Source organism: Sphingomonas parva (ex Maeng et al. 2020) (assembly GCF_004564275.1).
Taxonomy (GTDB): domain Bacteria; phylum Pseudomonadota; class Alphaproteobacteria; order Sphingomonadales; family Sphingomonadaceae; genus Allosphingosinicella; species Allosphingosinicella parva.
Map to the genome: position 1 here is coordinate 25,945 of NZ_SPDV01000018.1, position 25,887 is coordinate 51,831.

The window sequence follows — 25,887 nt, forward strand, 5'->3', positions numbered from 1 at the left end:
CATGCGCGACCTGGAACCAACGACATTACCGGTGCAATCATGAAGTGGCTGAAGAAGCTCAACAATCCGTTCCTTCTCGGGCTCCAGGGCTTCGTCGCCGGGGCATTGCTGTTCTTCGCCACCCACCCCGGCGCCGCGGATTCGATCGTCGACCGCGATGCGTCGCCGGCGACGCAGCAGCAGGCGCGCCAAGCCGCTTGAACCGCCCGCCTGCGGGGCTATAGCTGGCCGGCATGGTTCGCTTTTCGTTCTCAGGCACCGAATTGATGCCGCTTCCGCAGGGAGCGCTCTACTGGCCCGCGCGCCGGGCCCTGCTCGTTGCCGATCTGCATCTCGAGAAAGCGAGCTGGTTCGCCCGGCTCGGCCAGATGCTGCCGCCTTATGATTCGTTGGCGACACTCTCCGATCTGACCGCGCTCACCGTCTCCACCGGCGCCGAGGAGATCTGGTGCCTGGGGGACAGCTTTCACGACCGCAATGGCTGCGACCGCCTGCCCGTCCGCGCGCGGGAGATGCTCGCGGCGCTGACCAGCGCGACCCGGTGGACATGGATCACCGGCAACCACGATCCCGGAATCGCCGACCATTGCGGCGGCGACATCGTCGAAGAGGCTGAGGTCGACGGTTTGCTCCTTCGCCACGAGGCCGATCCCGCCGAGACGCGGCCCGAGCTCTCCGGACACTTTCACCCCAAGCTGCGGATCAACCTGCGCGGGCGCCAGGTGTCGCGCCGCTGCTTCGTCGCGGCGGACCGCAAGCTGATCCTCCCCGCTTTCGGCTCCCTGACAGGCGGCCTCGACGCCGCGCATCCGGAGATTGTCCGCGCCGTCGGGACACGTGCGGAAGCGCTGGTCCCGGTCGCCGACCGGCTCCTGCGCTTCCCGCTGGCGGCCTAGGCGCTGCTCAGGCCGGCCTGAAGGTCAGCGCCGCGCCATTCATGCAATAGCGCTTTCCGGTCGGCTGCGGGCCGTCGTCGAAGACATGGCCGAGGTGGCTGCCGCAGCGCCGGCAATGCACCTCCGTGCGGCGCATGAACAGGCTATCGTCCGGCCGCGTGCCCACGGCGTTCGGCAGCGGCCGCGTGAAGCTGGGCCAGCCGGTGCCGCTCTCGAACTTGTCGCGCGAGGCGTAGAGCGGCAGGGCGCAGCCGGCGCAGAGAAAGGTGCCGGTGCGCTTCTCGTGGTTCAGCGGGCTCGATCCGGAGCGCTCCGTGTCGCCTTGGCGAAGCACGCGGTAGCGCTCCGGGGCGAGGCGCCTGCGCCACTCGGCGTCGGAGAACGCCACCTCATAGGTACCGCGCGGCGCCGCATCGCCCCTGCGCCCAACCCACCAGAGCCCCAGCCCGCCGACCACGAGCACGCTTGTGCTGCCCAGCACGCTTCGCCTGCCGATCTTCATGGCGTCACCTCCGCATCCAGCAGCCGCGCGGCGATCAGCCCGCGGACGGAGTTCCCGATGTAGAAACCATGGCTGAGATCGTGATGCGTGAGCTCGCCTTCAACCGCCTCGCCTTCCTCGATCAGCGTCTCGCGAAGAATTCCGGGGAGCAGCCCGCGTGCGGCCGGAGGCGTCACCAGCCGGCCGTCGCGCTCGACGAAGACGCTGGTGAAGCTCCCTTCGGTGACGAAGCCGTCCGGATCGACGAACAGGCACTCGAACCGGCCGGTCGTCGCGCGCGCCTCGTCGTAAAAGGCCCGATCGCTGGTCTTGTGCCTGAGACGGAAATCGTCGCGGTCGACCGGCAGGGGCAGAAGCGCCACGGCGACAGGCTCGTCCGGCTCCGCCGGAAGCGCCCGCACCTCGATGGCGATCGCGCCGCTGCGCGAGAGGAGCAGCCGCACCTTGCGCGCCTTGCGGAGCGGGAAAGTCGCCGCCTGCAGCTCGTTGCGGGCGGCGTGGCGATCGAAGGCGAAGCCCAGAACCTCCGCGCTGTTCTTGATCCGGTTGAGGTGCCGCTCGAGACCGACCACGCCGTCCTCCGGCTCGAAGCGCATCGTCTCGATCAGGTCGAAGCTCCGGCCGGTCTCCACAAACGCTCCCTTCGCCAGGCACTCGCGCCATTCGTCGGCCGGCTCGCTGTCGGCGACGATGCCCGATCCAAGACCGATGCGCGCAATGCTTTCGCCAGCGGCGAGCGTCAACGTCCGGATGGCGACATTGAACGCGGCTTCCCCGTCGGGCGCAACCCTTCCGATCGAGCCGGTATAAACGCCCCGCGGCCCCACTTCGGCCCCGCGGATCAGCTCCATCGCCCGGATCTTCGGCGCCCCGGTCACCGAGCCGCAGGGAAAGATCGTCTCGAGAAGGGCGACCGGGTCCACGCCGGCCGCGAGCTCGGCGGTGACGGTCGAGGTCATCTGGTGGAGCGTCGGATAGGTTTCGACGGCGAAGAGCTCGGGCACCTCGACCGTCCCCGGGATCGCGACGCGGGAGAGATCATTCCTCAGCAGATCGACGATCATCAGATTCTCGGCCCTCTGCTTGGGGTCGGCGCGGAGGGTCTCCGGGTCGGCGGAGCGTGGGGCGGTGCCCTTCATCGGGCGGGTGGTCACCCGGCCGTTACGCGCGGTGAAAAACAGCTCCGGCGACAACGAGAGCAGCCAGTGCGCGCCGGTGAACACCACGCCGCCCCATCCGGCCCGCGCCCGCTGCCGGAGTGCGGCATAGATGGCGAGCGGATGGCCGGCGGTCGGCACCTCCGCCGGGAAGGTGAGGTTCACCTGATAGACGTCGCCAGCGAAGATCCGCTCGCGGAGCGCCGCGACCTGGCTCTCATAGACATGGCGGGCGATCAGCGGCCGCGGCGCCCCGGCCCAGGCGCCCGCCGGGTCCGGAAGGAGCGCGCCGGCGTCTACCTCCTCGCTCTCCTCGAACAGGCCGAACCAGACCAGCGGGGGCGCACCCTCCTCGGCATTGAGGGCGGAGGCGGCCAGCGTGCGTTCGAGCGTCGCCCCGGCCTCATAGGCGATGAAGCCGGCGGCATGCTCGCCGCGCAGCCGGCCGAGACAGGCCTGCACCGCGTCCGGGCTGCGCGTCTCGATGATCTGCTTTGGGTGACGGTAGAGCCGCGCTCTGCCCTCGAACTCGAGGAGCACGAACGGCACGCCGGCTTGCCAGAAGGGCGCGGCGGGCGCATCTGCCGCCCGGGGAGAGAATGTCTTGGTCACCAGCGTATTTGATCTCTTCAAGATCGGGGTCGGCCCGTCGAGCTCGCACACGATGGGCCCGATGACCGCCGCGTGCCGCTTTGTCGAGACTCTGCAGCGCAAGGGACTGCTCGACCGCACCGCACGAATCGGCGTCGACCTTTACGGTTCGCTGGCGCTGACCGGCAAAGGCCATGCGACCGATCGGGCGGTGCTGCTCGGCCTCTCCGGCGAGCAGCCCGACCGGGTCGATCCCGACGAGGCCGAGGCAATCGTCGCGCGGATCCGCGAGAGCAAGCGGCTCCGGCTCGGCGGCGGGCACGAGATCGCTTTCGACGAGGCCGCCGACCTGCGCTTCCTTCAGCGCGAACGGCTGCCCCATCATTCGAACGGCATGCGCTTCACCGCCCACGACGCAACCGGCGCCGCGATCGAGACTGCGGTCTATTACTCGACGGGCGGCGGCGCCGTTGTCGACGAGGCGGCGATCGCCCGCAATGCTCCGCCCGAAGGCGCGTGGGACGTCCCGTTCAACTATCTCTCCGCCGAGGAGCTGCTCGACGTGGCGGAGCGGGAGGGCCTCACCATCGCCGATGTCGCCCGCGCCAACGAGCGCGCGGCCCTGTCGGACGAGGAGATCGACACGCGGCTCGGGGCAATCGAGGACGCGATGTCGCGCTGCATCGATCGCGGCATCGGCCAGGATGGGATCCTGCCGGGCGGCCTGAAGGTGAAGAGGCGCGCGCCCGGCCTCTACAAACTGCTGCTCGACCGGGCCGAGCGGACGCTCTCCGATCCGCTGACCGTGATCGACTGGGTGAACCTCTGGGCGCTGGCGGTGAACGAGGAGAATGCCGCCGGCGGCCGCGTGGTCACCGCCCCCACCAACGGCGCAGCGGGCATCGTGCCGGCGATCCTGCGCTATTATCAGAGGTTCACGCCGCGCTCGAACGAAGAGGGGGTTCGCACCTTCCTGCTGACCGCGGCGGCGATCGGTTCGCTGTTCAAGGAGAATGCGTCGATCTCGGGCGCCGAGGTCGGCTGCCAGGGAGAGGTCGGGGTCGCCTGCTCGATGGCCGCGGCGGGGCTGACCGCAGCGCTCGGTGGCAGCAATCGCCAGATCGAGAACGCCGCCGAGATCGGCATGGAGCACAATCTCGGCCTCACCTGCGATCCGGTCGGCGGGCTCGTCCAGGTGCCTTGCATCGAGCGCAACGCCGTCGGTGCTATCAAAGCGATTGAGGCCTCCCGACTCGCGCTCGTCGGAGATGGCTCGCACCGCGTCAGCCTCGACCAGGTGATCGAGACGATGCGCAAGACCGGCCTCGACATGAACGAGCGCTACAAGGAGACCGCCCAGGGCGGTCTCGCCGTCAACGTCGTCGAGTGCTGAGCCGGCCAGGCTGATCGGGAAACTCGACGCCCGCCCGGCGTTCACCCGCCTCACACTGGAGGAGGATGCATGGCCGGCGGTTCGAAGAAGGTGGTGTTCGCCGCAGGTGCGGCCAATCTCGGCATCGCCGCCGCGAAGTTCGTCGGGGCGGCGCTCACCGGCTCGTCGGCGATGTTCGCCGAAGGCGTCCACAGCCTGGTCGACACGTCGAATCAGGGCCTCCTCCTTCTCGGCATGAAGCGGTCCCAGAAGCCCGCCGATGCCCGCCATCCGTTCGGCTACAGCCGCGAAATCTACTTCTGGAGCTTCGTCGTCGCCGTCCTGCTGTTCGCCGCCGGCGGCGCCGTGGCGATTTACGAGGGCATCCACAAGCTGCACGCGCCCGAACCGATCGAGAACCCTGTGGTCAATTACGTCATCCTGCTCGTCGCCGTTGCGCTGGAGGCGGGCTCGTTCGTCGTGGCGCTGAAGGAATTCCGGACCGTCACTGGCGGCCGAAACTGGTGGACGGCGATCCGCGAGGCCAAGGATCCGGTGCTCTACACGGTCTTGTTCGAAGACAGCGCCGCCCTGCTCGGCCTGGTCGTGGCGCTGATCGGCCTCGCCCTCGCCCATCTGCTCGACCAGCCGGCGCTCGACGGCGTCGCCTCGATCGTAATCGGTGCGATCCTGATCGTCGCCTCGCTGCTGCTTGCGCGCGAGACCATGGGACTGATCATCGGCGAATCGGCGATGCCGGCCGTCCTGGCTGACGTCGAGCGGCTGATCCGAGCCGGCGAAGGCGTCGAGACGGTGCGCGACATCAATTCGGTGCATCTCGGACCGCACGACATCGTCGTGACCGCCGCGGTCGATTTCGACGATCGCCTGACCGCCGGCGACGTCGAGCGGAGCATCGCGGCGATCACCGCGGCGGTCACCGCCGCCCAGTCCGACGTGAAGCGGGTCTATCTGGCGCCGGTTTCACTGGGAGCGGCCGCCCCCGCCTGACCGACCGGGGCCCCAGCCCTCAGCAGCGGCGACGAGGAAGGCCGGCGGCACTCTATCGGTAAGCCACACCCCATCGGAGCTTTGGACGAGCGCCTCCAGGTCGTGCCGCGCGAAAGCGCCGAATCGGCTCAAGAGCGCCGCGAGCACGTGCTCGACCGCATCCAGCCGTGCGGGTCGAGGGCCAGTCCGCCCGCCTCCGGCTTGTGGCGCAGGATCGGCGCAAGGATCCCGCTGGCCCTGGTGCTCATCGCCGCCCACTGCGACGGGCGGCGCCATGGAGCCTCGCCGCCAGCCACTCCTCGATGGCGCGATAGGAGGAGCGGCCGCGCGGCGCATCCTCGTCCACGCCGGTCGCGAAATAGGCGATGCCGCGGCCGCTGCGCGGGTCGATCCACAGGCCCGAGCGGACACGATAGGCGTCGCCGGCATGGCCGAAGCGGATCCGCCCGTCACCGAATGGATCGTCGCTGGGGACGCAGGACGCGAGACGCTGCACGGCGAGGCCGTAGCCGCAATAGAAGCCTTCCTCCGTTACCCCGTTGGCGCCGTCGAAGCGCCAATGCTCCTTCGTCATGGTCGCGAGGCTGCCGGGTGAGAGAAAGGTCGTGCCGTCGGGCAGGCGCCCCTCGCGGAGCAGCAGCTGCCCCACCTTGGCCAGGTCCGCGGCCGAGATCCTCAGCCCGCCCTGCGGCGAAAAGACCGCGCCGTTGATTCCTGGTCGATAGGCAGTCCAGTCGCAGCTGCCGTCGTAAGCGGGCGTTACCGGGCATGCAGGCCGTGCGCCCTTCAGGTCATCGCGCAGCACCTCGCCGTCCGGCGTGTAGAGCACCACCGCCCGGGCGATCGCGCCATCGGAGCAGCTCGCCCAATTGTAGCAGCCGTCGATACCGAGCGGCTCGAGCACCAGCCGCTGCATCAGCAGATCGAAGCGCTCACCCGATGCCTTTTCCATCACTGTGGCGACGACCGGGAAGTTGAGGTTCGAATAGCGGAAGAAGGTGCCCGGCGGGTGCTCGGGATCGAAGGCCTCGGGGTCGGCAACGGCCCGCTCGACGATCGCATCGAGCGGCAACGCGTAATCGACCTCGTCACGCAGGCTCGAGCGGTGCGACAGCAGCAGGCGCAACGTGATCGGCTGGGCCGGGAAGGCCGGGTTGCGGAGCGGCCAGCCCAGCCAATCGGAGACGTCTCGGTCGAGATCGAGCTGGCCGCCCTCCACCATTCGCATGACGCCTAGGGCCACCAGCAATTTGCTGATCGAGGCGATCCGCACCGGATCCTCGACCGACAGCGCACGGCCGGCCGCCCGATCGGCGAGACCCTGCGCACCGGTTTCGAGGACGCCGGCCCGGTCGAAGATGACGAAGGCGTGCGCGCCATGGGCGGGCGCCATATCCGCGGCGGGCCGGTACGGCGCCGCGGCACAGCCGGCGAGGGCGAGGAGGGCGAGAAGGGCGAACCACTTCATCGGCGGGAGCCTAGCGGGGGCAGGCAAGTTCGCAAGCGCGGACCAGCGGCTAGGCTTTCCGCGCCCCGCTGCGCCTGCCATGGTCGCGCGACAGTCACGCCCGGAGTTCCCATGGCCGATCGCCCGCACCGTCGCCTTGCCGCCGCTTTGTCCCTGACCGCGCTCGTGTTCGTGCCGGCGCCGCCGCTCGCCGCGCAGCAGCCATCCGCCGCCCGCGAGTGGACCCCCGCCCAGGTCCAGGAGATCCTCGAGAGGACACAGACGACGCGGCTCGCGCCCAGCCTCACTCATCTCAGCCCCGGCGAGCAGACCGCGGTCGGCAAGCTCGTCGAGGTGGGGCGGATCTTCCAGAACGTCTACGAGCTCCAGCGCCACCGAAGCGCGCTGCAGATCCGCGACGCCCTCGCCCGCCGCACCGATCCGCACGGCCGCAATCTCGGCACCTTGTACAATCTGTTCCAGGGGCCGATCGCCACCACGCTCGACAACAAGAGAGTGCCGTTCGTGGCGGCCGAGGAAGCGCCTCCGGGGAAGAACGTCTACCCATGGGGCCTGACCAAGGCGGAGATCGACGCCTATCTCGCCGCACACCCGGGCGAGCGCGCCAGCCTCACCGACCTTCGTTCGATCGTGCGCCGCGCCGAGATGGCGGTACTGCGCCGCGATCTCGGCAAGCTGCGCCAGTATCCTGTGCTCGACACGCTCCACCCCGGCCTTCGCGCCCGCATCGAGCGGCTCGCCAAGGCGCCCGACCGCGCGACCCTCTACGCCGTTCCCTACTCCCTTGCTTATGCCGACGAGATGATCGAGGCGCACCGCCTGCTCAACGAGGCGGCGGCCGCAGTCGAGCCGAGCGACTGGGAGTTCGCCAAATATCTGCGCAATCGCGCCCGCGACCTCCTTTCCGACGATTACGAATCGGGCGACGCCGCGTGGATCAAGGGCCGCTTCAAGAACCTCAACGCGCAGATCGGCGCCTATGAGACCTATGACGACGAGCTCTACGGCACCCGCGCCTTCTACAGCCTGAGCCTTCTCGCTGCGCGAAACGAGGAAGGCGCCGCGCTGCGCAAGGCGATGCAAGGCATCCAGGCACTCGAGGATTCACTGCCGACCGAGCGCCACAAGAAGGTGCAGGAGGACATTCCTGTCGGCGTCTACGATGTGGTCGCTGATTTCGGTCAGGCGCGCGGCGCCAACACCGCCACCAACCTGCCGAACGAAGCCTATCTGGCCGCGCGCTACGGCAGCATCATCCTGCTGCGCGCCAACATCATGCGCGATCCGAACATCTTCCGCGGCAGCGGCGACGTTTTCGCGGCGGCGATGGTGCCGCAGGACGCCGCGCACCTCACCTCGGATGCGAACTTCTACCGCACCCTGTGGCACGAGGTCGGCCATTATCTCGGCCCGGACGTGACCCGCAGCGGACAGGCGCTCGACGTCGCGCTCGGACCCGACGCCAGCCTGCTCGAGGAGATGAAGGCGGATCTCGTCTCGCTGTTCGTCGCCAGGGAGCTGCGGCGGCGCGATTATTATACGGCCGATCAGCTGCGCGCGCTCTACGCCAGCGGCATCCTGAGGACGCTCCAGAACAACAAGCCGCGGCGCGAGCAGCCTTACAACATGATGCAGCTGATGCAGTGGAACTGGTTCCTCGACCGCGGCGTGCTGAAGTTCGATGCGACGACGGCTAAGATGTCGATCGACTACGACCGATATCACGAGGCGGTGCGCGATCTTCTCCAGCAGGTGCTGGCGCTGCAGGAGAATGGCGACCGCGCCGCAGCGGAGGCCTTCATCGCGCGCTGGGGGCAATGGGACGAGGCGCTGCACGGCCGGATCGCCGCCAACGTGCGGGCCCAGCAGCGCTATCGCTACCGCCTGTTCGACTATGCGGTGATGCAGGGCCGCTGAGGCGTGACTACAGGCCGAGGAAGCGCACGATCTCCTCGGCCGCGTCCTCGGCGCTGATCTCCAGAGTGTCGATGACGAGCTCCGGATGCTCCGGCGGCTCGTAGGGCGAATCGATCCCGGTGAAGTTCGGCAGGCGCCCCGCGCGCGCCTTGGCATAGAGGCCCTTCGGATCGCGGCGGGCGGCTTCCTCGAGCGGCGCGTGGACGAAGACCTCGACGAACGCTTCCTCGCCCACCAGCGCGCGCACCATCCGTCGCTCGGCGCGGAACGGCGAGATGAAGGCCGCGAGCACGATCAGACCGGCATCGAGCATCAATTTGGCCGTCTCGCCGACCCTGCGAATGTTCTCCGCCCGATCGGCGTCGGTGAAGCCGAGATCCCGGCTGAGCCCGAGACGGATGTTCTCGCCATCGAGCAGGAAGCTGTGGCAGCCCCTGGCATAGAGCTTCGCTTCGACCAGGTTCGCGATGGTCGACTTCCCGGCGCCGCTGAGGCCGGTGAACCAGACCAGACGGGGCCTCTGGCCCTTCAGCGCCGCCCGGGCTTCCCGGCTCAGCCGGGGCGGCTGCGGCGAGAGATTCTCCGACCGGCGGAGCGCGAAATGGATCAGCCCGGCGCCGACGGTCTCGTTGCTGATCCGGTCGATCACGATGAAGCCGCCGAGCTCCCGGCAGTCCCGGTAGGGCGCGAAGACGATCGGGTGATCGGTCCAGAAATGCGCGACTCCGATGCCGTTCATCCTCAGCGTCTTCGCCGGCAGCCGGTCGAACGTGTTGACGTCGATCTCGTGCTTGGGCGGCAGGATGGTGACCAGAGCCGACTGACCGGCCAGCTTCAGCTCATATTGCCGGCCGGGGGTCAGCTCCTCGCCCGAGAGCCAGATGATCGTCCCTTCGAACTGGTCCGCCACCTGGGCGCCCTCGGCGGCGACGAGGACGTCGCCGCGCGCGCAATCGACCGGCTCGGTCAGCTCGATCGACACCGATTGACCGGCCTCGGCCTGTTCGAGCGTCGCATCGCCAAGCAGGATGCGCGCGACGCGGGCACTGGTTCCCGCCGGCATCACCCGCAGGGAGTCGCCCGGGCGGACGGCACCGCTGGCGACGAGCCCGCAAAGGCCGCGGACGCCGCCACGCGTCACGCTCTGAACGGGAAGCCGGAATGGCGCCGAATCTGCCTCGGCGGTAGCCGGGTCGGCCGCGTCGAGGTGATCGAGCACGGTGGGGCCTCGATACCAGGGCATCTGATCCGACGGGCGGGCGACATTGTCCCCGGACCGACCCGAGACCGGGATGGCGGTGAACTCCGGAACCACCTCGCGATAATCCGCGACGATCCGGTCGAACGCCGATTGGTCCCAGCCGACGAGATCCATCTTGCTGACGACCAAAACGAAGGCGCGGACGCCGAGCAGGCGGCAGAGGAAGCTGTGCCGCCGCGTCTGCGGGAGGATCCCGTGCCGCGCGTCGACCAGAACGAGCGCGAGCTCTGCATTGCTCGCGCCGGTAACGAGATTGCGGGTATATTGCTCGTGGCCGGGCGCGTCGGCGACGATGAAGCTGCGCCGCGGCGAAGCGAAGAAGCGATGAGCGAGGTCGATCGTGATGCCCTGCTCGCGCTCGGCCTCCAGCGCATCGAGCAGCCTCGCGAGATCGCCGCCACACCGGGCCAGCTCCGCCTGCGACGCGGAGCCGGTCTCGACGAGCAGGCGTCCGAGAAGCGTCGACTTGCCGTCGTCGACCGATCCGCAGGTGATGAAGCGCAGGCTCGATCGGGCAGCGGCCGGCATCTAGAAATAGCCCTCGCGCTTCTTCCGCTCCATTGCGGCAGTCCCGTCACGATCGATCAGCCGTCCGTGCCGCTCGGGCAATCGCGTTGCTCCCATCTCCGCCAGGATCTCCGGCACTGATCGTGCCCGGCTCTCGATCGCGCCGGACAGCGGGTAGCAGCCCAGGGTGCGAAAGCGGACGAAGCGCTGCCGCAGCGATTCCCCCGGGAAGAGCGGCAGCCGATCGTCATCGGCGACGAGGATCGTCCCGTTGCGCTCGACCGTGGGGCGCGGAGCCGCGAAATAGAGGGAGCAGACCTCCACCCCCTCCGCCTCGACGTAGCGCCAGACATCGAGCTCGGTCCAGTTGGACAAAGGAAAGGCCCGGATGCTCTCCCCCTCCCCCTTGCGCAGATTGTAGACCCGCCAGAGCTCCGGGCGCTGCTGCCTCGGATCCCAGCGATGGCCGCGGCTGCGCAATGAGAAGATCCGCTCCTTCGCCCGCACGCCCTCCTCGTCCCGGCGCGCGCCCGCAATGGCGACGTCGAACCGATGCGTATCGAGCGCCTGCTTCAGGCCATCGGTCTTCCACAGGCGCGTATGCAGCGCCGAGCCGTGCTCGAACGGGTTGATGCCCCTCGCCTGCGCTTCCGGGTTGCGATGGACGATCAGCTCCATGCCGGCGGCGGCGGCCACCCTGTCCCGCAAGGCGTACATCTCGCGAAACTTCCAGCTGGTATCGACGTGCAGAAGCGGGAAGGGCGGCGGCGCCGGCGCGAAGGCCTTGCGCGCCAGGTGAAGCAGAACCGAACTGTCCTTGCCGGCGGAATAGAGCATCACCGGCCGATCGGCTTCCGCCGCGGCCTCGCGGAGAATGTGGATCGCCTCCGCCTCGAGGCGCTGGAGATGGGTGAGCACCATCGCGGCGGAAGGTAACGCGAGCCCCGGGGTTGTTGCAACGTGCCGGGGCGCGGGCCATGTCCGCGCCATGACCAATCCTCCCTTGAAGGCCGCGATCGTGCCGGTGACTCCGCTCCAGCAGAACTGCACCTTGCTGTGGTGCACCGAGACGATGCGCGGCGCCTTCACCGATCCGGGCGGAGACCTCGACCGGCTAAAGACGGCGGCGGCGCAGAACGGCGTGACGATCGAGAAGATCCTGCTCACCCACGGCCATATCGACCATTGCGGATCGGCCAAGATCCTGGCTGACGAACTGGGCGTGCCGATCGAGGGCCCGCATGAGGACGACCGCTTCTGGATCGCGCGGCTCGAGGACGACGGCCGCAGCTACGGCATCACCGGAAAGGTCTTCGAATCGGACCGTTGGCTGGTGAACGGGGACACGGTCACCGTCGGCAACCTGACCTTCGACGTTTATCATTGCCCCGGCCACACGCCGGGCCATGTCGTCTTCCACCACGCCCCGTCCAAGCTGGCGATCGTCGGCGACGTGCTGTTCCGCGGCTCGATCGGTCGCACCGACTTCCCGATGGGCAACCACCAGGACCTGCTCGATGCGATCACCCAGCGCCTGTGGCCGCTGGGTGATGATACCGCCTTCGTGCCGGGCCACGGGCCGATGAGCACCTTCGGCCACGAGCGGCGGAGCAACCCGTTCGTCGGCGATCAGGTGCTCGCCCGCGGCTGAGCGCGCGGGTGCGGAGTCAGAGGGCGGTGTGCTCCGCATAGGTGACCGCCGGCTGCGGCCGGTATGTCGAGGCAAGAACCAGGGCATAGCCGGCGAGCCCGACCAGGATCAGCCAGGTGGTGAGGATGCCGATCATCCGCAGCTTGTTGGGAGCGGGACGGTCCATTCCGAACGGATGGAGCAGCCGGCCGACGATGAAGACCACCGCGACGATCCACAGCCAGGTCGGCGATCCCGCGGCAAGCTCGATCAGGGCGAGCAGGATCAGGAAGAAGGGAGTGTATTCGGTGAAGTTCGCCTCCGCCGGCCGCATCCGGTTCAGGATCGCGGCGTTGCCGGCGTCGCCCACCGAGACCTTGTCGCGGAGCCTGAGGCGGCTGATCCTTGTGCCCAGCCAGATGTTGATCAGCGCCGCGCCGGCAGCGATGGTGAGGGTGATCGGCAGGGTCAGGGTCATCGGCTCGGGCTCCTTGGCTCATCCACCGCTTCTCATGCCAAGGCGATGCTTGCAACAGCGGCCGAAATCGCTATAGGGCACACCGCTCAGGCGCGAGCACCCGGCCGCCATGGCCTGCGGCCGAACCAGCCGTTGACCATTGGCCGCTCGCTCGCCACATCAACGAACCCGATCGATTGGAACAGGTGCCAGGATGGCCGTCCCTAAGAGAAAGACCTCGCCCTCGAAGCGCAACATGCGCCGCAGCCATCATGCGCTGAAGCCCGTGAACTTCCAGGAATGCTCGAACTGCGGTGAGCTGCACCTCCCGCACAACCTGTGCACCGGTTGCGGTCACTACAACGGGCGTGAAGTCCTGCCGGTCGAGGCCTAAGGCTTTAGACTGACGGTTTCAGGAGACGACGTCGGTGGTCAGCTCGCCACGGATCGCAATAGACGCGATGGGTGGTGATGTCGGCCCGGCGGTAATGTGCGCGGGCGCCGCCCTCGCCTACCGCCGTCGTCCCGATCTGTCCTTCCTGCTGATCGGCGACGAATCCGCGATTCGGGCGGAGCTCGCCGCGCATCCGGAGCTCGCCGCGGTCAGTGAGATCGAGCACACGCCGGACGTGATCTCGGCCGAGGACAAGCCGAGCCAGGCGATTCGCCGCGCCAAGACCACGTCGATGGGCCGCGCCGTCGCGGCAGTGAAAGCCGGCGAGGCCCATGCCGCCGTCTCCGGCGGCAACACCGGCGCGCTGATGGCGATGGCCAAGCTCGCGCTCCGCACGATGAAGGGCATCGATCGCCCTGCGCTGGCCGCCCTGCTGCCGACGCTCGGCGAGAACGATCTCGTCATGCTCGATCTCGGCGCCAACACCGAATCGGACGCGCGCAACCTCGTCCAGTTCGCCGTGATGGGCGCGGCCTATTCCCGCGTCGTCCTCGATCTCGAGCGTCCGCGCGTGCAGTTGCTCAACATCGGCACCGAGGAGCTGAAGGGCACGGACGAGCTGAAGGAAGCCGCCGCGATCCTGCGCGAGGCCGATTATCTCGGCATGCGCTTCGAAGGCTTCATCGAGGGAGACAAGATTTCGCGGGGCGACGTCGACGTGGTCGTCACCGACGGTTTCTCCGGCAACATCGCCCTCAAGTCGCTCGAAGGCACGGCCCGCTTCGTCACCGACCTGCTGCGCCGCGCGTTCACCAGCTCGCTGCGCTCCAAGATCGGCTTCCTGATCTCGCGGCCGGCGACCGAGCTGCTCAAGCACCATCTCGATCCGAACAACCACAATGGCGCGGTTTTCCTCGGCCTTAACGGTCTGGTGGTGAAGAGCCACGGCAGCGCCAACGAGAAAGGCGTCGCCAACGCCATAAGAGTTGCCGCCCGCATGGTACGCGAAGATTTGACCCGCAAGATCATCGAGGATCTCGACAACATTTCCGCGCACCGCGCCGCCGTGGAAGCGGCGAAGTGACCCGGCGCTCGGTCATCGTTGGCACCGGCTCGGCGCTTCCCGCCAACCGCGTCACCAACGCCCAGCTCGCCGAGCGCGTCGATACCAGCGACGAATGGATCGTCGAGCGGACCGGCATCCGCACCCGCCACATCGCCGGGGACGGCGAGACCACCGCAACGCTCGCCACCGAGGCGGCGCGGAAGGCTCTCGCGGCGGCCGGCATCTCGCCCGAACAGATCGGCCTGATCGTCCTCGCCACCGCGACGCCCGACCAGACCTTCCCGGCCAGCGCCACCCGCGTCCAGACGGCGCTCGGCATAAATGATTGCATCGCCTTCGATGTCGCCGCGGTCTGCACCGGCTTCCTCTATGCACTGTCCGTCGCCGACAACATGGTGAAGGGCGGCATGGCCGATTACGCCCTGGTCATCGGATCGGAGACCTTCAGCCGCATCCTCGACTGGGAGGACCGGGCGACCTGCGTCCTGTTCGGCGACGGCGCCGGCGCTCTCGTCCTCCAGGCGCAGGACACAGAGGATCGCGGCATCCTCGCCAGCCGCCTCCACGCCGACGGGCGGCACAACGACCTGCTGTACGTCGACGGCGGGGTTTCCACGACCGGTACGGTCGGCAAGCTCCGGATGAAGGGCAAGGAAGTCTTCCGCCACGCGGTGGTGAATCTCGCCGACGTGCTGAACGAGGTGCTCGGCGTCGCCGGGCACAGCGCGGACGAGGTCGACTGGGTGGTGCCGCACCAGGCCAACAAGCGCATCCTCGACGCGACCGCCAAGAAGCTCGGCCTGCCGCCGGAGCGCGTGATCGTCACCGTCGACCAGCACGCCAACACCTCGGCGGCCTCGGTGCCGCTGGCGCTCGACACGGCGGTCCGCGACGGCCGGATCAAACAGGGCGACCTGATCGTGCTCGAAGCGATGGGCGGCGGCTTCACCTGGGGCGCCGCAGTCGCCCGCTTCTAGAGACGCCTCGTCGCAACACAGGTTTGCAGACGTCGGGCATTTGCACTATGCTTTTACTTCATTTTTCTTCCGGGGAGGGGGACGCCAGATGGCTGACGCGGGAATCTTGAGGCGCACGGAGGCGGGAACGCTGACGAGGGCGGACCTCTCGGACGTGATTCACCGCGAGATCGGCCTGTCCCGCGCCGAATCGGCCGGCATCGTCGAGCGCATCCTCCACCACATGTGCCACGCTCTGTCCGACGGGCAGAACGTCAAGATCTCCGGCTTCGGCAGCTTCATCCTGCGCGACAAGGGCGAGCGCGTCGGACGCAATCCGAAGACCGGCGTCGAAGTCCCGATCGCGCCGCGCCGGGTGCTGACCTTCCGCGCCAGCCAGATCATGCGCGAGCGTATCGCCAAGGCCGGCTGAGGCCTATGGCCGAGGCGCCCCGCAAGAGCGAACAGGCCTTCCGGACGATCGGCGAGCTGGCGTCCGACCTCGGCGTCCCGCAGCATATATTGCGCTACTGGGAGACGCGCTTTCCGCAGCTCCGGCCGCTGCAGCGCGCCGGCAACCGCCGCTATTACCGGCCGTCCGACGTCGCGCTCGCGCATCGTATCCACCGGCTGCTGAACCAGGACGGCTACACCATCCGCGGAGTCCAGCAGCTCTTGGCCGGCAAGGCGGGCGACGGCGAGGATCTGGTCGGAGCCACCGGCCCGACGCCGGCCAATCAGCAGGCGAGCCTCCCGCTCGAGGAGCTCCGCGCGATCCGCCAGACGCTGGCCGAGGCGCTGGACGAGGCCGCGGTCTAGGCTCGTTTCAGCCGCTATTCCGTCGATTCCCGTGCCCGTCATCCCGGCGAAGGCCGGGGTCCCAGCGAGATTAGCCCCAGCGCTGATGGAGCACTCTCTTGAGGCACAGGCCAACTGACCCGCGATCCCGGCCTTGGCCGGGATGACGGATCTGGGCCGGGGCCAGCCTCAGTGCGTGTCCTCGTCGGGCCCGAGCTCGGGGTCGAGGTCGCGCGGACGGATGAAGCGGGCGAGGCGCCCGGTTCCGGGGGCGATCTCGGACCAAGGGATGTCGAAGGCGATCTCGGCGAGCGTCGCGGTCGGGTATTTGACCGCGACCTCGCTGCGCAGCGCCCCGTCGCCGGCAAGCAGCAGCGCGAGCTCCTCGAGCCCCGGATTGTGGCCGACGAGGAGCAGGCGGGCCACCTCGTCGGGGGTGGCATGGACGAGATCGAGCAGGGTCGTCGGGCTGGCGAGGTAGAGGCGCTCGTCATAATCGGCGCCGAGCCGGCCGAAGGCACCCTCCACCTCGCCAAGCGTCTCCATCACCCGGCGCGCCGGTGAGGCAAGGACGCGGTCGAAGCCGAGGCCGAGGCTGCGCATCTCGGCGCCGACGGTGCGGGCGGCGCGGCGGCCGCGCGGATTGAGCGGACGATCGAAATCCCGGGCGACCGGATCGTCCCAGGTGGACTTGGCGTGGCGCAGCAGCGTCAGCGTCTTCATTCGGCCTCTTCGGTCTGAAGCCGCGGCTGATGCCCGAAAGCGCTCTCGCTGGAAAGCAGCATCCGCACCCGCTCGATCGCTTCGCTGAGCGGCAACCGCCGGATCGCGACGCCGGGCGGGAAAGCCGAAAGCAGGCGCGAAGGCGTCGCGGAAGAGAGGAGGACGAAAACGCCTTTGTCGTCGCGGCGGCGGATGAGCCGTCCGAATGCCTGGGCGAGACGGGCGCGGACGACCCGATCGTCATAGGCCGTGCCGCCGCCGGCCGCGCGGCGCGCAGCGTGGAGAACGGTCGGTCGAGGCCAGGGGACGCCCTCCATCACAACCAGGCGCAGCGAATGGCCGGGCACGTCGACTCCATCGCGCAGCGCATCGGTGCCGAGCAGGGAGGCGCGCGGATCGTCGCGGAAGATGTCTACCAGGGTGCCTGTGTCGATCGGATCGACGTGCTGGGCGTAGAGCGGCAGGCCGCCGCGCGCGAGCCGGTCGGCGATGCGGGCGTGGACCGCCTTGAGGCGCTGGATGGCGGTGAACAGGCCGAGCGTCCCTCCGCCCGCGGCATCGACCAGCCGGGCATAGGCGCCGGCGAGCTGGGCGACATCGCCGCGCTTCACATCGGTGACGATCAGGACCTCGCTGTTGACCGCATAGTCGAACGGGCTGTCGGCGACGAAGCGATGCGCCGGCGCGGGCAGATGGCAGGCGCCGGTCCGCGCCTCGGCAGCGCCCCAATCCTCCGCCCCGCGCAGGGTCGCCGAGGTGACGACGACGCTGTGGGCGGGCTCCAGCACGGCGCGGGCGAGCGGACGGGTGGGATCGAGCCAGCGGCGATGGAGGCCGATGTCGAACTCGCGGCCGTCGACCCGGTCGACGGCGAGCCAGTCGACGAAATCGGGATCGGCCGGCCCCCCTAGCCGGGCGGCGAGGGCGATCCACGACTGCAGGGTCTGGGCCCGCCAGGTGAGGCCGCCGATCGCGCCCTCGATCCGCGCTCGCGCCTGGGCGTCGAGCCAGTCGGGCGCGTCCTCGAGCACCGCCTCCAGGCGCTTGCCGAGGGCGATCAACGGCCGGAGCAACCGCTCGAGCGCCTCGACCGCGGGCGCGGCGGCGCTGACGATATCGCCGTCGAGCTCGGCGATCTCCGTCTCGATGCCGTAGCCCGCGTCCTGGGCGGTGGCGCGGGCGTATGCGGTGGCACGGACGGCGGCGAGCAATTTCTCCAGCGGGCCGAGCGGCAGCCCCTCGGCAATTCGCTGCAGCCAGCCGTCGGCGGGTAGCTGCCCGGCGGCATCGACGGCCGCTTCGAGCGCCAGAGCGCCTGCCTCGTCATAGGACGCGACGTCGGTAAGCCGGGCGGCGAGACCGCGGCGCCGGCCGCGCGACTTGCCCTCGGGGCCGATCAGCCAGCGGCGGAGCTCGATCGTCTCCTGGCCGGTCAGCGCGGCGGCGAAGGTCGAATCGGCGGCGTCGAACAGATGATGGCCTTCGTCGAACACCATGCGCGTCGGCGGGTTGTCGCGGGCACGGGCGGCGTTGACCATCACCAGCGCATGGTTGGCGATGACGATGTCGGCGTCGGCGCTGGCCCGGGCGGCGCGCTCGATGAAGCATTTGCGATAATGGGGGCAGCCTGCGTAGACGCATTCGCCGCGGCGATCGGTGAGGGCGGTGGCGCCGGCGCGACGGAACAGCGAGGTTAGCCAGCCCGGGAGATCCCCGCCGACCATGTCGCCGTCCTTGGTATAGGCCGCCCAGCGCGCCACGAGCTGGGCGAGGATCGCCGCGCGCCCGCTGAAGCCGCCCTGCAGCGCGTCCTCGAGATTGAGCAGGCAGAGATAGTTCTCGCGGCCCTTGCGAACGACGATCCTGCGGCGCCGCTCCTGCGGATCCGGGAAGAGGCGGACGCCCTCGCGGTCGAGCTGGCGCTGCAGCGCCTTGGTGTAGGTCGAGATCCAGACCGCGCCGTCCGCCTGCTCCGCCCAGAGCGAGGCGGGGGCGAGATAGCCGAGCGTCTTGCCGATGCCGGTGCCGGCCTCGGCGAGCAGCATGTTGGGCGCGCCATCGATCTTGCGCGGCGCGAAGGCCGCGGCGGCGGCGGCGGCGTAGTCGCGCTGGCCCTGCCGGACCTCGGCGGCGCTGCCGACGAGTTCGGCAAGCCGCTCGACCGCCTCGAGCTCGCTGACGCGCACGCTGCGCGGCTGCGGGCGCCCGGCCCCCTCCTCCCATTCCGGAAGGCGCGAGAACAGCCAGCGCTCATCCCGCTCCGGCCTGGCGAGGGCCTGGCCGACGACCGGCGCCCAGGGCCAGTGCAGGCGCCACAGCGACTGGGCGGAGGCCCAGGCGCCTTCCCGCTCCGGCCAGTCCCCACCCATGCGTGCGACAAGGGCGCCGGCCGCCTCCTGCAGGAACGGTGCCGCCTCGGCGTCGCTCTCCGGTGCGGCGAGGCCGAGCGCGTCGGCAAAGCCCTTCGCCGTCGGCACCGCGAAGCGCGCAGGATGGACGAAGGCGAAGAGCTCGAGCAGATCGAGCCCGGAGAGCTCGGGATAGCCGAGACGCTGGCCGATCAGCGGCGCGTTCAGCATGATCATCGGCGTCTCGGCCGCCCGGGCGATCGCCTCGCCCCGGCCGAGCGCGCGCACCTCCCCGTCGGGCGTGGCCAGCCAGATCCCGCCGTGGGTGGCGTGCAGCGCCGGATAAGGGAAGGGAGAGGTCATGGGTCTGCTTAGCCGAGATGGGAACGAAACGGCAACGAGGAAGGCGGACGACTCGCGGGAGGCAAGCGTAGGCAGGCGCGGTTGAACGGCGGCTGGCCAAGGGCCAGAGGAAGAACCTTGCGCGGCGGCGGTGAAGGGGCGAAGAGCGGCGCATGCCGACCCATGAAATTCCTGCCGCGCTGCGCGAAGCCGCGCTCGTCTCCAAGGCCTGGCCGTATGAGGAAGCGCGCAAGCTGCTGAAGCGCTACCCGAACGGCCCGGACAAGGGCGAGATCGTGTTCGAGACGGGTTATGGGCCGTCGGGCCTGCCGCACCTCGGCACCTTTCAGGAGGTTGCCCGGACTTTGATGGTCCGCCACGCTCTGGCGGAGATGGTCGACTGGCCGAGCCGGCTGATCGCCTTTTCGGACGACATGGACGGCATGCGCAAGGTGCCGCCGGGCGTGCCCCACCAGGACATGATGCACGACCATCTCGACCAGCCGCTGTCGCGCGTGCCGGATCCGTACGGCTGCGGCCACGACAGCTATGCGGCGCACAACAACACTCTGCTGCGCCAATTCCTCGACCGCTTCGGCTTCGATTATGAGTTTCTCTCCTCGGCCGATTGCTACGGTTCGGGCCGGTTCGACGAGGCGCTGCGCCAGGTGCTGCGCAAGTACGGCGAGATCATGGACGTGATGCTGCCGACGCTGAGGGAAGAGCGGCGCAAGACCTATTCGCCGGTGCTCCCCGTCAGCGCCGTCTCGGGCAAGGTGCTGCAGGTGGCGATCGAGGTGGTCGATCCCGAGGCGGGCCTGGTTCGCTACGTCGAGCCGGAGACGGGAGAAACCGTGGAGCAGTCGATCCTCGGCGGCGGCGCCAAGCTGCAGTGGAAGGTCGATTGGGCGATGCGCTGGTACGCGCTCGGCGTCGATTACGAGATGGCCGGCAAGGATCTGATCGATTCGGTCGTGCAGAGCTCAAAGATCGTGCGGATCCTCGGTGCCCGTCCGCCCGAGGGCTTCAACTACGAATTGTTCCTCGATGAGAATGGCGAGAAGATCTCGAAGACGAAGGGCAATGGCGTCACCATCGACGAATGGCTGACCTATGCGCCGCCCGAAAGCCTCGCCTTCTACATCTATCGCGAGCCCAAGAAGGCCAAGCAGCTGAGTTTCGGCGTGATCCCCCGCGCGGTCGACGAATATTACCAGTTCCTCGCCACCTATCCGACCCAGGAATGGGACAAGCGGCTCGGCAATCCGGTCCACCACGTCCATGGCGGCAACGTGCCGGAGGAGAAGCTGCCGATCAGCTTCGCCTTGCTCCTGAACATCGCCAGCCTGCCCGGCGTCGGCGATCGCGAGACGGTCTGGAGTTTCCTCAGCCGCTACAATCCGGGCCTCAGCGCCGAGGCCAGTCCGGCGCTCGACCGGCTCGTCGGCTATGCAGTGGAATATGGCTGCAGGTTCGTGGCGCCATCGCTGCGGCGGCGCGCGCCGACGGCGGCCGAGATGCCCGCGCTGCAGGAGCTCGACGCGCTGCTCGCCGCGCACGAGGCGGCGAGCCGCGAGGACGCGGCAGGCGAGGAGGATCCGGCGGTGGTGCTGCAGAACCACGTCTACGAGATCGGCAAGGCGCATTATGGGAAGGAGGGCCTGCGCGACTGGTTCAAGGTCCTCTACGAGACCCTGCTCGGCAGCGAGCAGGGACCGCGCATGGGCAGCTTCTTCGCGCTCTACGGCGTCGAGAACAGCCGCAGGCTGATCCGTGAGGCGCTGGCGGCGCGATGAAGGTGGCGCAGGAGCCGATGGCGCTCCGGCCGCTGCCTTTTTGCGTGAATAGGCGGAGAATAGGCTAAATCGATGGGCGGGCGCCGCGGATGTCTCCGCCGGAGCTGGCCGGCCGACATCGCGCCTTGTAAAAGCACGAAAAAAACGCCAGGTTCGGCATGCGGCGGCGGGGGCGCGGTTCGCGACTGGGTCCATCGAGCACAGGCGCATTCCCCTGATGAATTTTTTCCTGCTTTCCCGCCTGAACCAGCGCGCCGTGCGGCGCTGGCTCGGCGGCACGACCGGCTTGGCCGCAGCCCTGCTCCTCTCCGCCTACGCCTGGATCGCCTTCAGTCCTGTCCTGGAGCTGGACGATCCCGCGGTGGCGCGGCCGTCCCTCGTGCTTCTGACCGCCCAGGGCGAGCCTTTCGCACGTCGCGGCGATTATCGCGAGGCGCCGGTGGCTGCGGGAAGCCTCCCGGCCCGGGTCACGGCACCGTTCGTGGCGATCGAGGATCGGCGCTTTTACGTGCATGGCGGCATCGACCTGCGCGGCACCGCGCGCGCCGCGCTGGCCAATGTGCGGGCAGGCGGCGTCGAGCAGGGTGGCAGCACGATCACCCAGCAGCTCGCCAAGATGGCGTTCGTCGGCAGTGACCGCAGCTTCGCCCGCAAGCTGAAGGAAGCCACGATCGCGCTGAGGCTCGAGCGGCACTACAGCAAGGACGAGATCCTCGCCGCGTATCTCAATCGCGCCTATTTCGGCGACGGCGTCTACGGCATCGGCGCGGCCGCGCGGCACTATTTCGGCAAGGATGCCGCCGCGCTCGAGCTCGGCGAGGCGGCGATGCTGGCCGGAATCGTCAACGCGCCCTCGCGGCTGGCGCCGACGCTGCACCTCGAGGCGGCGCAGCGGCGGACGCGAACCGTACTTGCGGCCATGGCATCGGCCGGCATGCTGGCGCCCGGCGAGGCCGCGAGCGTCCCGCTTGCGCAGCCCCTCCCGGCCCTGGCCCCGGTTTCCGGCGCCGGCTGGTTCGCCGATTGGGTGGAGCCGCAGGTCCGCGGCTCGCTCGGTGCGGGGACCGGGCGCGTTGACGTGCCGACGACGCTCGACGGCCGGCTCCAGCGCCAGGCGGAAGCCGCCGTCGCGGCCGTGCTGAAGGCGGGCAAGAGCGAAACGCGGCAGGCGGCATTGATCGCGATGCGGCCGGACGGCTCGGTCGCGGCGATGGTCGGCGGCCGGGACTATGGGCGATCCCAGTTCAACCGCGCGGTCCAGGCCGAGCGGCAGCCCGGCTCCGCGTTCAAATTGTTCGTCTACCTTGCCGCACTCCGCGCCGGCGCCGAGCCCGAGATGCTGGTCGAGGACCGGCCGCTGAAGGTCGCCGGCTGGTCGCCGAAGAACTTCAGCAACCGCTACCACGGCCCGATCACGCTGACCCGCGCCTTCGCCGATTCGAGCAACGTCGCGGCGGTGCGCCTGTCCGAGCAGGTCGGCCGCGATGCCGTCATCCAGGCGGCCCACGATCTCGGCCTCAGAGGCGAGATGAAGGCGGTGCCGAGCCTGGCGCTCGGCGCCTCGACGACGACCCTGATCGACCTGACCTCGGCCTATGCAGGCGTCGCCTCGGGCGTTTACCCGATCGTGCCGCACGGCCTGGCGAGTGCGCCGGACGGCTTCGCGGCGTCGATGGCGCCGGCCCGGGCCGCGCTGTCCTATCACGAGCGCGCGGCGCTGCTGCAGCTGCTCAGCGCCGCTGTGGAGACCGGCACGGGCAAGGCCGCGCGGCTGCCGATCCCGGCGTTCGGCAAGACCGGGACGACCCAGAATTCGCGCGATGCGTGGTTCATTGGCTTTGCCGGCGACCTGATTGTCGGCGTCTGGGTCGGCAACGACGACGAGACGCCGATGAAGGGCGTGACCGGCGGCGGCGCGCCGGCACGGATCTGGCGCGCGTTCATGACCGAGGCGCTCGGCCAGGAGATCGCCGCCGAGGCCGCCCGCCAGGCGGAGGAAGCGGCACGCGCCGCACGGGAGGCGCAAGAGGAAGAGGAAAGGTGGCGCGAGGAACGGGAGGAGCGGGCGCCGGGCTGGCTCGACCGCGTGTTCGGCGGCCGCATGCGCGACTGGTTCAGCTGATCCCGCGGGCACTTAAAGGGGGAAGCCTCCAGCTCGCGCGATCGTGCTCTCCGGGATCAGCAGCCTCCTAGCGGGAGCATGAATGAGCCCTTCATGCCCTTTCGTTCCTGGACCAGGCGGGAGATGTCCGCCGGCGTGAGGGCGCAATTGCGGCCGTCCGCCATGGTGATATCAACGCCGGTGAGATCGGCCGCGGCACATTTCACCAGCAGCCGCTCGCTCGGCGCGAGGCTCTCCGGCTTCGCCGAATCGCATTTTCCGTCCTTGCTGGTGAAGGTGACCGTCATCGACGCTTTCGACTGGTTCTGCAGCGCCAGCGGCAGCGTATCGTTGCAGCCGGCAAGGAGGACGAGCGGTAGGGCAAGCAAGATGCGCACGGGCGTGGTCCTGGCGTTGTGTAGGCAGGTCCATAGCGGGCAGGAAAGCGCGGGAGAAGCTCGAGCCGCCGCGGTTGCCGAGCGGAACGCCTGGCGAGCCGCTCAAGCGACGCTCTCGATCGGAATGGCCCCGCGTCACCCTCGGCGGCGGCGCTCCATCGATCCCTCGACCTTTACCTCGGCGGCGATCCGGTCCGCTTCGGCGGCGGAAAGGCCGCTGCGCAGCAGCGCCTCGGCCAGCGCGCGCTCCGCCGGCACCGCGACGTGCGGCGCGACGCCGTCGCCTTCCCAGCCCTTGCCGGTGTCGGGATCGTAGGTGCGGCCGACGGGCACGAAGGCGGCGAAGCGGCGGCCGATCGGTCTCAGCCCGCCGTAATGGCCGGCACCGCCGGTCGATGTGCCGATCAGCGTGGCGCGGCCGCTGCGCTTCATCGCCAGAGCGAAATGCTCGGCTGCGGAGGCGGTGAAGCCGGAGGTGAGGACGAACACCCTGGCGTCGAACAGGCGCGTCTCGGACGGATGCGGAATGGCACGGTGGACGCGGCGGACGATGTCGTCGCCGGCGACTTCGCGGGTGAGCGTCGGGCTGTCGTCGAGCGGGCCGCCGCGGCCCGCCTCGACGGCCGCGCGGGTGTCCATCGTCACCAGCGGCGTCGGCTTGGCGAAGAGATAGGGGAAGATCGCATCCATCTGATCGAGGCCTCCGCCGCCATGGGTGCGGATGTCGAAGATCAGGGTCTCCGCCTCGGCATGGTCGGCCATGAAGGCTTGCGCCGCCTTGGTCACCGCCTCGTCGCGCGGGAAGCCGGTGAAGCGGATGTAGGCGATGCCGGGTGCAAGCCAGCGTTGCTCCTCGATCGCCTGGGTCGGGCGACGCGGCGCCGGCGCACCGGCGGGGCCGCCGGCGAGCGCGGGGCGCCGGATCGAGACCGGCCCGCCGCCTTCCGGTACGCGGGCGACGTGCAGGCGGAGGTGGTTGTCCGGCGAGACGGCGCGCAGATCGGCGCTCACCCGCTCGGCGAAGGCGCCGGCGGTGCCGAGGCCGTCATAGGCGCCCGCCGCAGTCTTCTCGCGCAGCGTCGCGGCGTAATTTCGGGCGATTTCGGGAAAGACGTAATTCTCCTCGAGAGTGCGCGCGAGGTCCAGCGCTGCGCCGCGGGCCTCCTCCGCGGCAATCGGGGAGGCGGGATCGTCGGAGGCGGGCGCGGGGGCGGCCGGGGCGGGGGCCCCGCTTTGGGCGAGGGCGGTGACCGAAAGGGCTGCCCCGACCAGCGCCCCGACTGCGAATCTCATGCTCTCACTCCCGCAATTGGCGAATGCGGACGGGGTGGCAGCATCGAGGCCGCAGGTGGAGCGGGGATCTACGAAGCCGGCGATGGGCTCGACGAACGGCGGGGACGGCAGCGGGGCGGACGATACGCTCGCCGCGACAGCCGCGCCAAATATGTGTCCCCGTTTTGAGGCGGCAGGCGTGTCGGCCACGAAATATCAATCATCGGACGGCACCCACGTCGGGCTGGAAGCACCGGCGAGCAGTCGCGAGGGGGCGGCGCAGGGGGAGACGACAGGAGATGATGAACGCGATCCTGATGCTGGCGGCGCTGTCGCCGGACGCGGCGGCTTCCTTGCCCCGGCCGGCGATCGGCCCTGAGTTGCGGGCGACGAACTGCGCGGTCGCCGACGAGCGCAAGCGGCTCCTTCGCGAGGGCGAAGCGGCCCTCGAAGCCGCCAAACCGCTGATGGAGGACGCCACCCGCCGGATGGAAGCGCGGGCCCATGCCGTCGGCGATCAGCTGATCGCGCGCGGCGTCTGGACCGAGACGGACCGCGCCCGGTTCAGCCTGGCGATGTTGGGACGACCCGAGTTCAAGGCCCATCTCGCCGAAGTGACATCGATCCTCGACGCGATGATGCGATCGGTCGACACGCTGGCGGCCGCGCCGAAAGACGAGGCGCTGAGCTGCCGCGTGATGCTGGACATGCTCGGCCAAGTCGATCGGAGCGCGGCTGCCGCCGACGACGGCTGGCGGATCATCGAACATTATTATGCCGAGGAGGCGCAGCGCCTCGGCGTGTCGCTGAACTAAGGCAGGTGAATAGGGATCGACGGGCGCGGAGGGGCAAGCTTCCGCAGATTGCGTCGCGTCCTTCTGCCCTGCTTCCGGTCTCTTAACCCCTTCCACCACCGCTCGGTGG

Annotated in this window: 24 protein-coding genes; 14 read left to right on the top strand and 10 right to left on the bottom strand. The window is 69.2% G+C overall.

All coding sequences use genetic code 11. The features are described from left to right. The first annotated feature begins 39 nt into the window (after positions 1–39). Both E2493_RS21210 and pdeM read left to right on the top strand, forming a co-directional pair. Positions 40–201 carry a hypothetical protein gene (locus E2493_RS21210; RefSeq protein WP_167737482.1) on the top strand — a complete coding sequence of 54 codons (162 nt, stop codon included), beginning with the start codon at positions 40–42 and terminating at the stop codon, positions 199–201. 32 nt (positions 202–233) lie between these two features. Continuing rightward, positions 234–896, top strand: a complete 663-nt coding sequence (pdeM, locus tag E2493_RS10610; protein ID WP_135086523.1) for a ligase-associated DNA damage response endonuclease PdeM — start codon at positions 234–236, stop codon at positions 894–896. 7 nt (positions 897–903) lie between these two features. On the opposite strand, the gene msrB is transcribed toward pdeM, so the two are convergent. Both msrB and pabB read right to left on the bottom strand, forming a co-directional pair. Continuing rightward, positions 904–1,398, bottom strand: coding sequence for a peptide-methionine (R)-S-oxide reductase MsrB (gene msrB / locus E2493_RS10615; RefSeq protein WP_135086525.1), 495 nt, complete (start codon positions 1,396–1,398; stop codon positions 904–906). Then, complete coding sequence (pabB, locus tag E2493_RS10620; protein ID WP_135086697.1) at positions 1,395–3,104, bottom strand: aminodeoxychorismate synthase component I; 1,710 nt, start codon at positions 3,102–3,104, stop codon at positions 1,395–1,397. The genes msrB and pabB overlap by 4 nt, the downstream gene beginning before the upstream one ends. 55 nt (positions 3,105–3,159) lie before the next feature. On the opposite strand from pabB, the gene E2493_RS10625 reads away from it, so the two are divergent. Continuing rightward, positions 3,160–4,539, top strand: coding sequence for an L-serine ammonia-lyase (locus E2493_RS10625; protein ID WP_135086527.1), 1,380 nt, complete (start codon positions 3,160–3,162; stop codon positions 4,537–4,539). Between the two features lie 69 nt (positions 4,540–4,608). Beyond that, positions 4,609–5,529 carry a cation diffusion facilitator family transporter gene (locus E2493_RS10630; RefSeq protein WP_135086529.1) on the top strand — a complete coding sequence of 307 codons (921 nt, stop codon included), beginning with the start codon at positions 4,609–4,611 and terminating at the stop codon, positions 5,527–5,529. Between the two features lie 244 nt (positions 5,530–5,773). Here E2493_RS10630 and E2493_RS10635 read toward each other — a convergent pair whose 3' ends face one another. Continuing rightward, entirely contained in the window at positions 5,774–6,997 is a 1,224-nt protein-coding gene (locus E2493_RS10635; protein WP_225421368.1) for a serine hydrolase domain-containing protein, read from the bottom strand. Between the two features lie 111 nt (positions 6,998–7,108). On the opposite strand from E2493_RS10635, the gene E2493_RS10640 reads away from it, so the two are divergent. Further along, on the top strand, positions 7,109–8,914 hold the full coding sequence (locus E2493_RS10640) for an NUDIX hydrolase (RefSeq protein WP_135086531.1): 1,806 nt from the start codon (positions 7,109–7,111) through the stop codon (positions 8,912–8,914). 7 nt (positions 8,915–8,921) lie between these two features. Here the strand turns inward: E2493_RS10640 and cysC are convergent, their stop codons facing one another. Both cysC and cysD read right to left on the bottom strand, forming a co-directional pair. Then, positions 8,922–10,703: an adenylyl-sulfate kinase gene (gene cysC / locus E2493_RS10645; protein ID WP_191992987.1), complete on the bottom strand. Its 1,782-nt coding sequence runs from the start codon at positions 10,701–10,703 to the stop codon at positions 8,922–8,924. Next, positions 10,704–11,603, bottom strand: coding sequence for a sulfate adenylyltransferase subunit CysD (gene cysD, locus E2493_RS21570; protein ID WP_191992988.1), 900 nt, complete (start codon positions 11,601–11,603; stop codon positions 10,704–10,706). A gap of 67 nt (positions 11,604–11,670) precedes the next feature. Here cysD and E2493_RS10650 point away from each other — a divergent pair, with 67 nt between their 5' ends. After that, positions 11,671–12,333, top strand: a complete 663-nt coding sequence (locus tag E2493_RS10650; RefSeq protein ID WP_135086533.1) for an MBL fold metallo-hydrolase — start codon at positions 11,671–11,673, stop codon at positions 12,331–12,333. Between the two features lie 16 nt (positions 12,334–12,349). On the opposite strand, the gene E2493_RS10655 is transcribed toward E2493_RS10650, so the two are convergent. After that, positions 12,350–12,790, bottom strand: coding sequence for an MAPEG family protein (locus E2493_RS10655; RefSeq protein WP_191992989.1), 441 nt, complete (start codon positions 12,788–12,790; stop codon positions 12,350–12,352). 193 nt (positions 12,791–12,983) lie between these two features. On the opposite strand from E2493_RS10655, the gene rpmF reads away from it, so the two are divergent. From rpmF to E2493_RS10680, 5 genes are all read left to right on the top strand, one after another. Continuing rightward, complete coding sequence (gene rpmF, locus E2493_RS10660) at positions 12,984–13,163, top strand: 50S ribosomal protein L32 (protein WP_135086535.1); 180 nt, start codon at positions 12,984–12,986, stop codon at positions 13,161–13,163. Positions 13,164–13,197: 34 nt separating this feature from the next. Then, entirely contained in the window at positions 13,198–14,247 is a 1,050-nt protein-coding gene (gene plsX, locus E2493_RS10665) for a phosphate acyltransferase PlsX (protein WP_135086536.1), read from the top strand. Continuing rightward, positions 14,244–15,206, top strand: a complete 963-nt coding sequence (locus tag E2493_RS10670; protein ID WP_135086539.1) for a beta-ketoacyl-ACP synthase III — start codon at positions 14,244–14,246, stop codon at positions 15,204–15,206. The genes plsX and E2493_RS10670 overlap by 4 nt, the downstream gene beginning before the upstream one ends. Before the next feature lie 88 nt (positions 15,207–15,294). Further along, entirely contained in the window at positions 15,295–15,618 is a 324-nt protein-coding gene (locus E2493_RS10675) for an integration host factor subunit alpha (RefSeq protein WP_135086541.1), read from the top strand. A gap of 5 nt (positions 15,619–15,623) precedes the next feature. Further along, a complete protein-coding gene (locus tag E2493_RS10680; RefSeq protein WP_135086543.1) occupies positions 15,624–16,004 on the top strand; it encodes a MerR family transcriptional regulator in 381 nt (126 codons plus the stop codon). Between the two features lie 168 nt (positions 16,005–16,172). Here the strand turns inward: E2493_RS10680 and E2493_RS10685 are convergent, their stop codons facing one another. Both E2493_RS10685 and E2493_RS10690 read right to left on the bottom strand, forming a co-directional pair. After that, positions 16,173–16,706, bottom strand: coding sequence for a SixA phosphatase family protein (locus E2493_RS10685; protein WP_135086546.1), 534 nt, complete (start codon positions 16,704–16,706; stop codon positions 16,173–16,175). Then, on the bottom strand, positions 16,703–19,417 hold the full coding sequence (locus E2493_RS10690; RefSeq protein WP_135086548.1) for an ATP-dependent DNA helicase: 2,715 nt from the start codon (positions 19,415–19,417) through the stop codon (positions 16,703–16,705). The genes E2493_RS10685 and E2493_RS10690 overlap by 4 nt, the downstream gene beginning before the upstream one ends. Positions 19,418–19,569: 152 nt before the next feature. Here E2493_RS10690 and E2493_RS10695 point away from each other — a divergent pair, with 152 nt between their 5' ends. Beyond that, complete coding sequence (locus E2493_RS10695; protein WP_135086550.1) at positions 19,570–21,192, top strand: lysine--tRNA ligase; 1,623 nt, start codon at positions 19,570–19,572, stop codon at positions 21,190–21,192. 217 nt (positions 21,193–21,409) lie between these two features. Then, positions 21,410–23,314, top strand: a complete 1,905-nt coding sequence (locus E2493_RS10700) for a transglycosylase domain-containing protein (protein WP_135086553.1) — start codon at positions 21,410–21,412, stop codon at positions 23,312–23,314. Between the two features lie 56 nt (positions 23,315–23,370). Here E2493_RS10700 and E2493_RS10705 read toward each other — a convergent pair whose 3' ends face one another. Both E2493_RS10705 and E2493_RS10710 read right to left on the bottom strand, forming a co-directional pair. After that, the gene (locus tag E2493_RS10705; RefSeq protein WP_135086555.1) at positions 23,371–23,691 is read right to left on the bottom strand and encodes a hypothetical protein; all 321 of its coding nucleotides are present in this window, start codon (positions 23,689–23,691) and stop codon (positions 23,371–23,373) included. 135 nt (positions 23,692–23,826) lie between these two features. Beyond that, on the bottom strand, positions 23,827–24,984 hold the full coding sequence (locus E2493_RS10710) for a S41 family peptidase (protein WP_135086558.1): 1,158 nt from the start codon (positions 24,982–24,984) through the stop codon (positions 23,827–23,829). A gap of 278 nt (positions 24,985–25,262) precedes the next feature. Between E2493_RS10710 and E2493_RS10715 the strand changes: the two genes are divergently transcribed. Beyond that, positions 25,263–25,778: a hypothetical protein gene (locus tag E2493_RS10715; RefSeq protein ID WP_135086560.1), complete on the top strand. Its 516-nt coding sequence runs from the start codon at positions 25,263–25,265 to the stop codon at positions 25,776–25,778. Positions 25,779–25,887: the final 109 nt, after the last annotated feature.

Bases quoted from the DNA above. Each gene is read 5' to 3' on its own strand.
- E2493_RS10675 (WP_135086541.1), top strand. From the start codon at position 15,295: ATGGCTGACGCGGGAATCTTGAGGCGCACGGAGGCGGGAACGCTGACG.
- E2493_RS10715 (WP_135086560.1), top strand. From the start codon at position 25,263: ATGATGAACGCGATCCTGATGCTGGCGGCGCTGTCGCCGGACGCGGCG.
- E2493_RS21210 (WP_167737482.1), top strand. From the start codon at position 40: ATGAAGTGGCTGAAGAAGCTCAACAATCCGTTCCTTCTCGGGCTCCAG.
- rpmF (WP_135086535.1), top strand. From the start codon at position 12,984: ATGGCCGTCCCTAAGAGAAAGACCTCGCCCTCGAAGCGCAACATGCGC.
- E2493_RS10685 (WP_135086546.1), bottom strand. From the start codon at position 16,706: ATGAAGACGCTGACGCTGCTGCGCCACGCCAAGTCCACCTGGGACGAT.
- E2493_RS10630 (WP_135086529.1), top strand. From the start codon at position 4,609: ATGGCCGGCGGTTCGAAGAAGGTGGTGTTCGCCGCAGGTGCGGCCAAT.
- cysC (WP_191992987.1), bottom strand. From the start codon at position 10,703: ATGCCGGCCGCTGCCCGATCGAGCCTGCGCTTCATCACCTGCGGATCG.
- E2493_RS10710 (WP_135086558.1), bottom strand. From the start codon at position 24,984: ATGAGATTCGCAGTCGGGGCGCTGGTCGGGGCAGCCCTTTCGGTCACC.
- cysD (WP_191992988.1), bottom strand. From the start codon at position 11,603: ATGGTGCTCACCCATCTCCAGCGCCTCGAGGCGGAGGCGATCCACATT.
- E2493_RS10680 (WP_135086543.1), top strand. From the start codon at position 15,624: ATGGCCGAGGCGCCCCGCAAGAGCGAACAGGCCTTCCGGACGATCGGC.
- E2493_RS10635 (WP_225421368.1), bottom strand. From the start codon at position 6,997: ATGAAGTGGTTCGCCCTTCTCGCCCTCCTCGCCCTCGCCGGCTGTGCC.
- E2493_RS10650 (WP_135086533.1), top strand. From the start codon at position 11,671: ATGACCAATCCTCCCTTGAAGGCCGCGATCGTGCCGGTGACTCCGCTC.
- E2493_RS10640 (WP_135086531.1), top strand. From the start codon at position 7,109: ATGGCCGATCGCCCGCACCGTCGCCTTGCCGCCGCTTTGTCCCTGACC.
- msrB (WP_135086525.1), bottom strand. From the start codon at position 1,398: ATGAAGATCGGCAGGCGAAGCGTGCTGGGCAGCACAAGCGTGCTCGTG.
- E2493_RS10695 (WP_135086550.1), top strand. From the start codon at position 19,570: ATGCCGACCCATGAAATTCCTGCCGCGCTGCGCGAAGCCGCGCTCGTC.
- E2493_RS10655 (WP_191992989.1), bottom strand. From the start codon at position 12,790: ATGACCCTGACCCTGCCGATCACCCTCACCATCGCTGCCGGCGCGGCG.
- pdeM (WP_135086523.1), top strand. From the start codon at position 234: ATGGTTCGCTTTTCGTTCTCAGGCACCGAATTGATGCCGCTTCCGCAG.
- E2493_RS10700 (WP_135086553.1), top strand. From the start codon at position 21,410: ATGAATTTTTTCCTGCTTTCCCGCCTGAACCAGCGCGCCGTGCGGCGC.
- E2493_RS10690 (WP_135086548.1), bottom strand. From the start codon at position 19,417: ATGACCTCTCCCTTCCCTTATCCGGCGCTGCACGCCACCCACGGCGGG.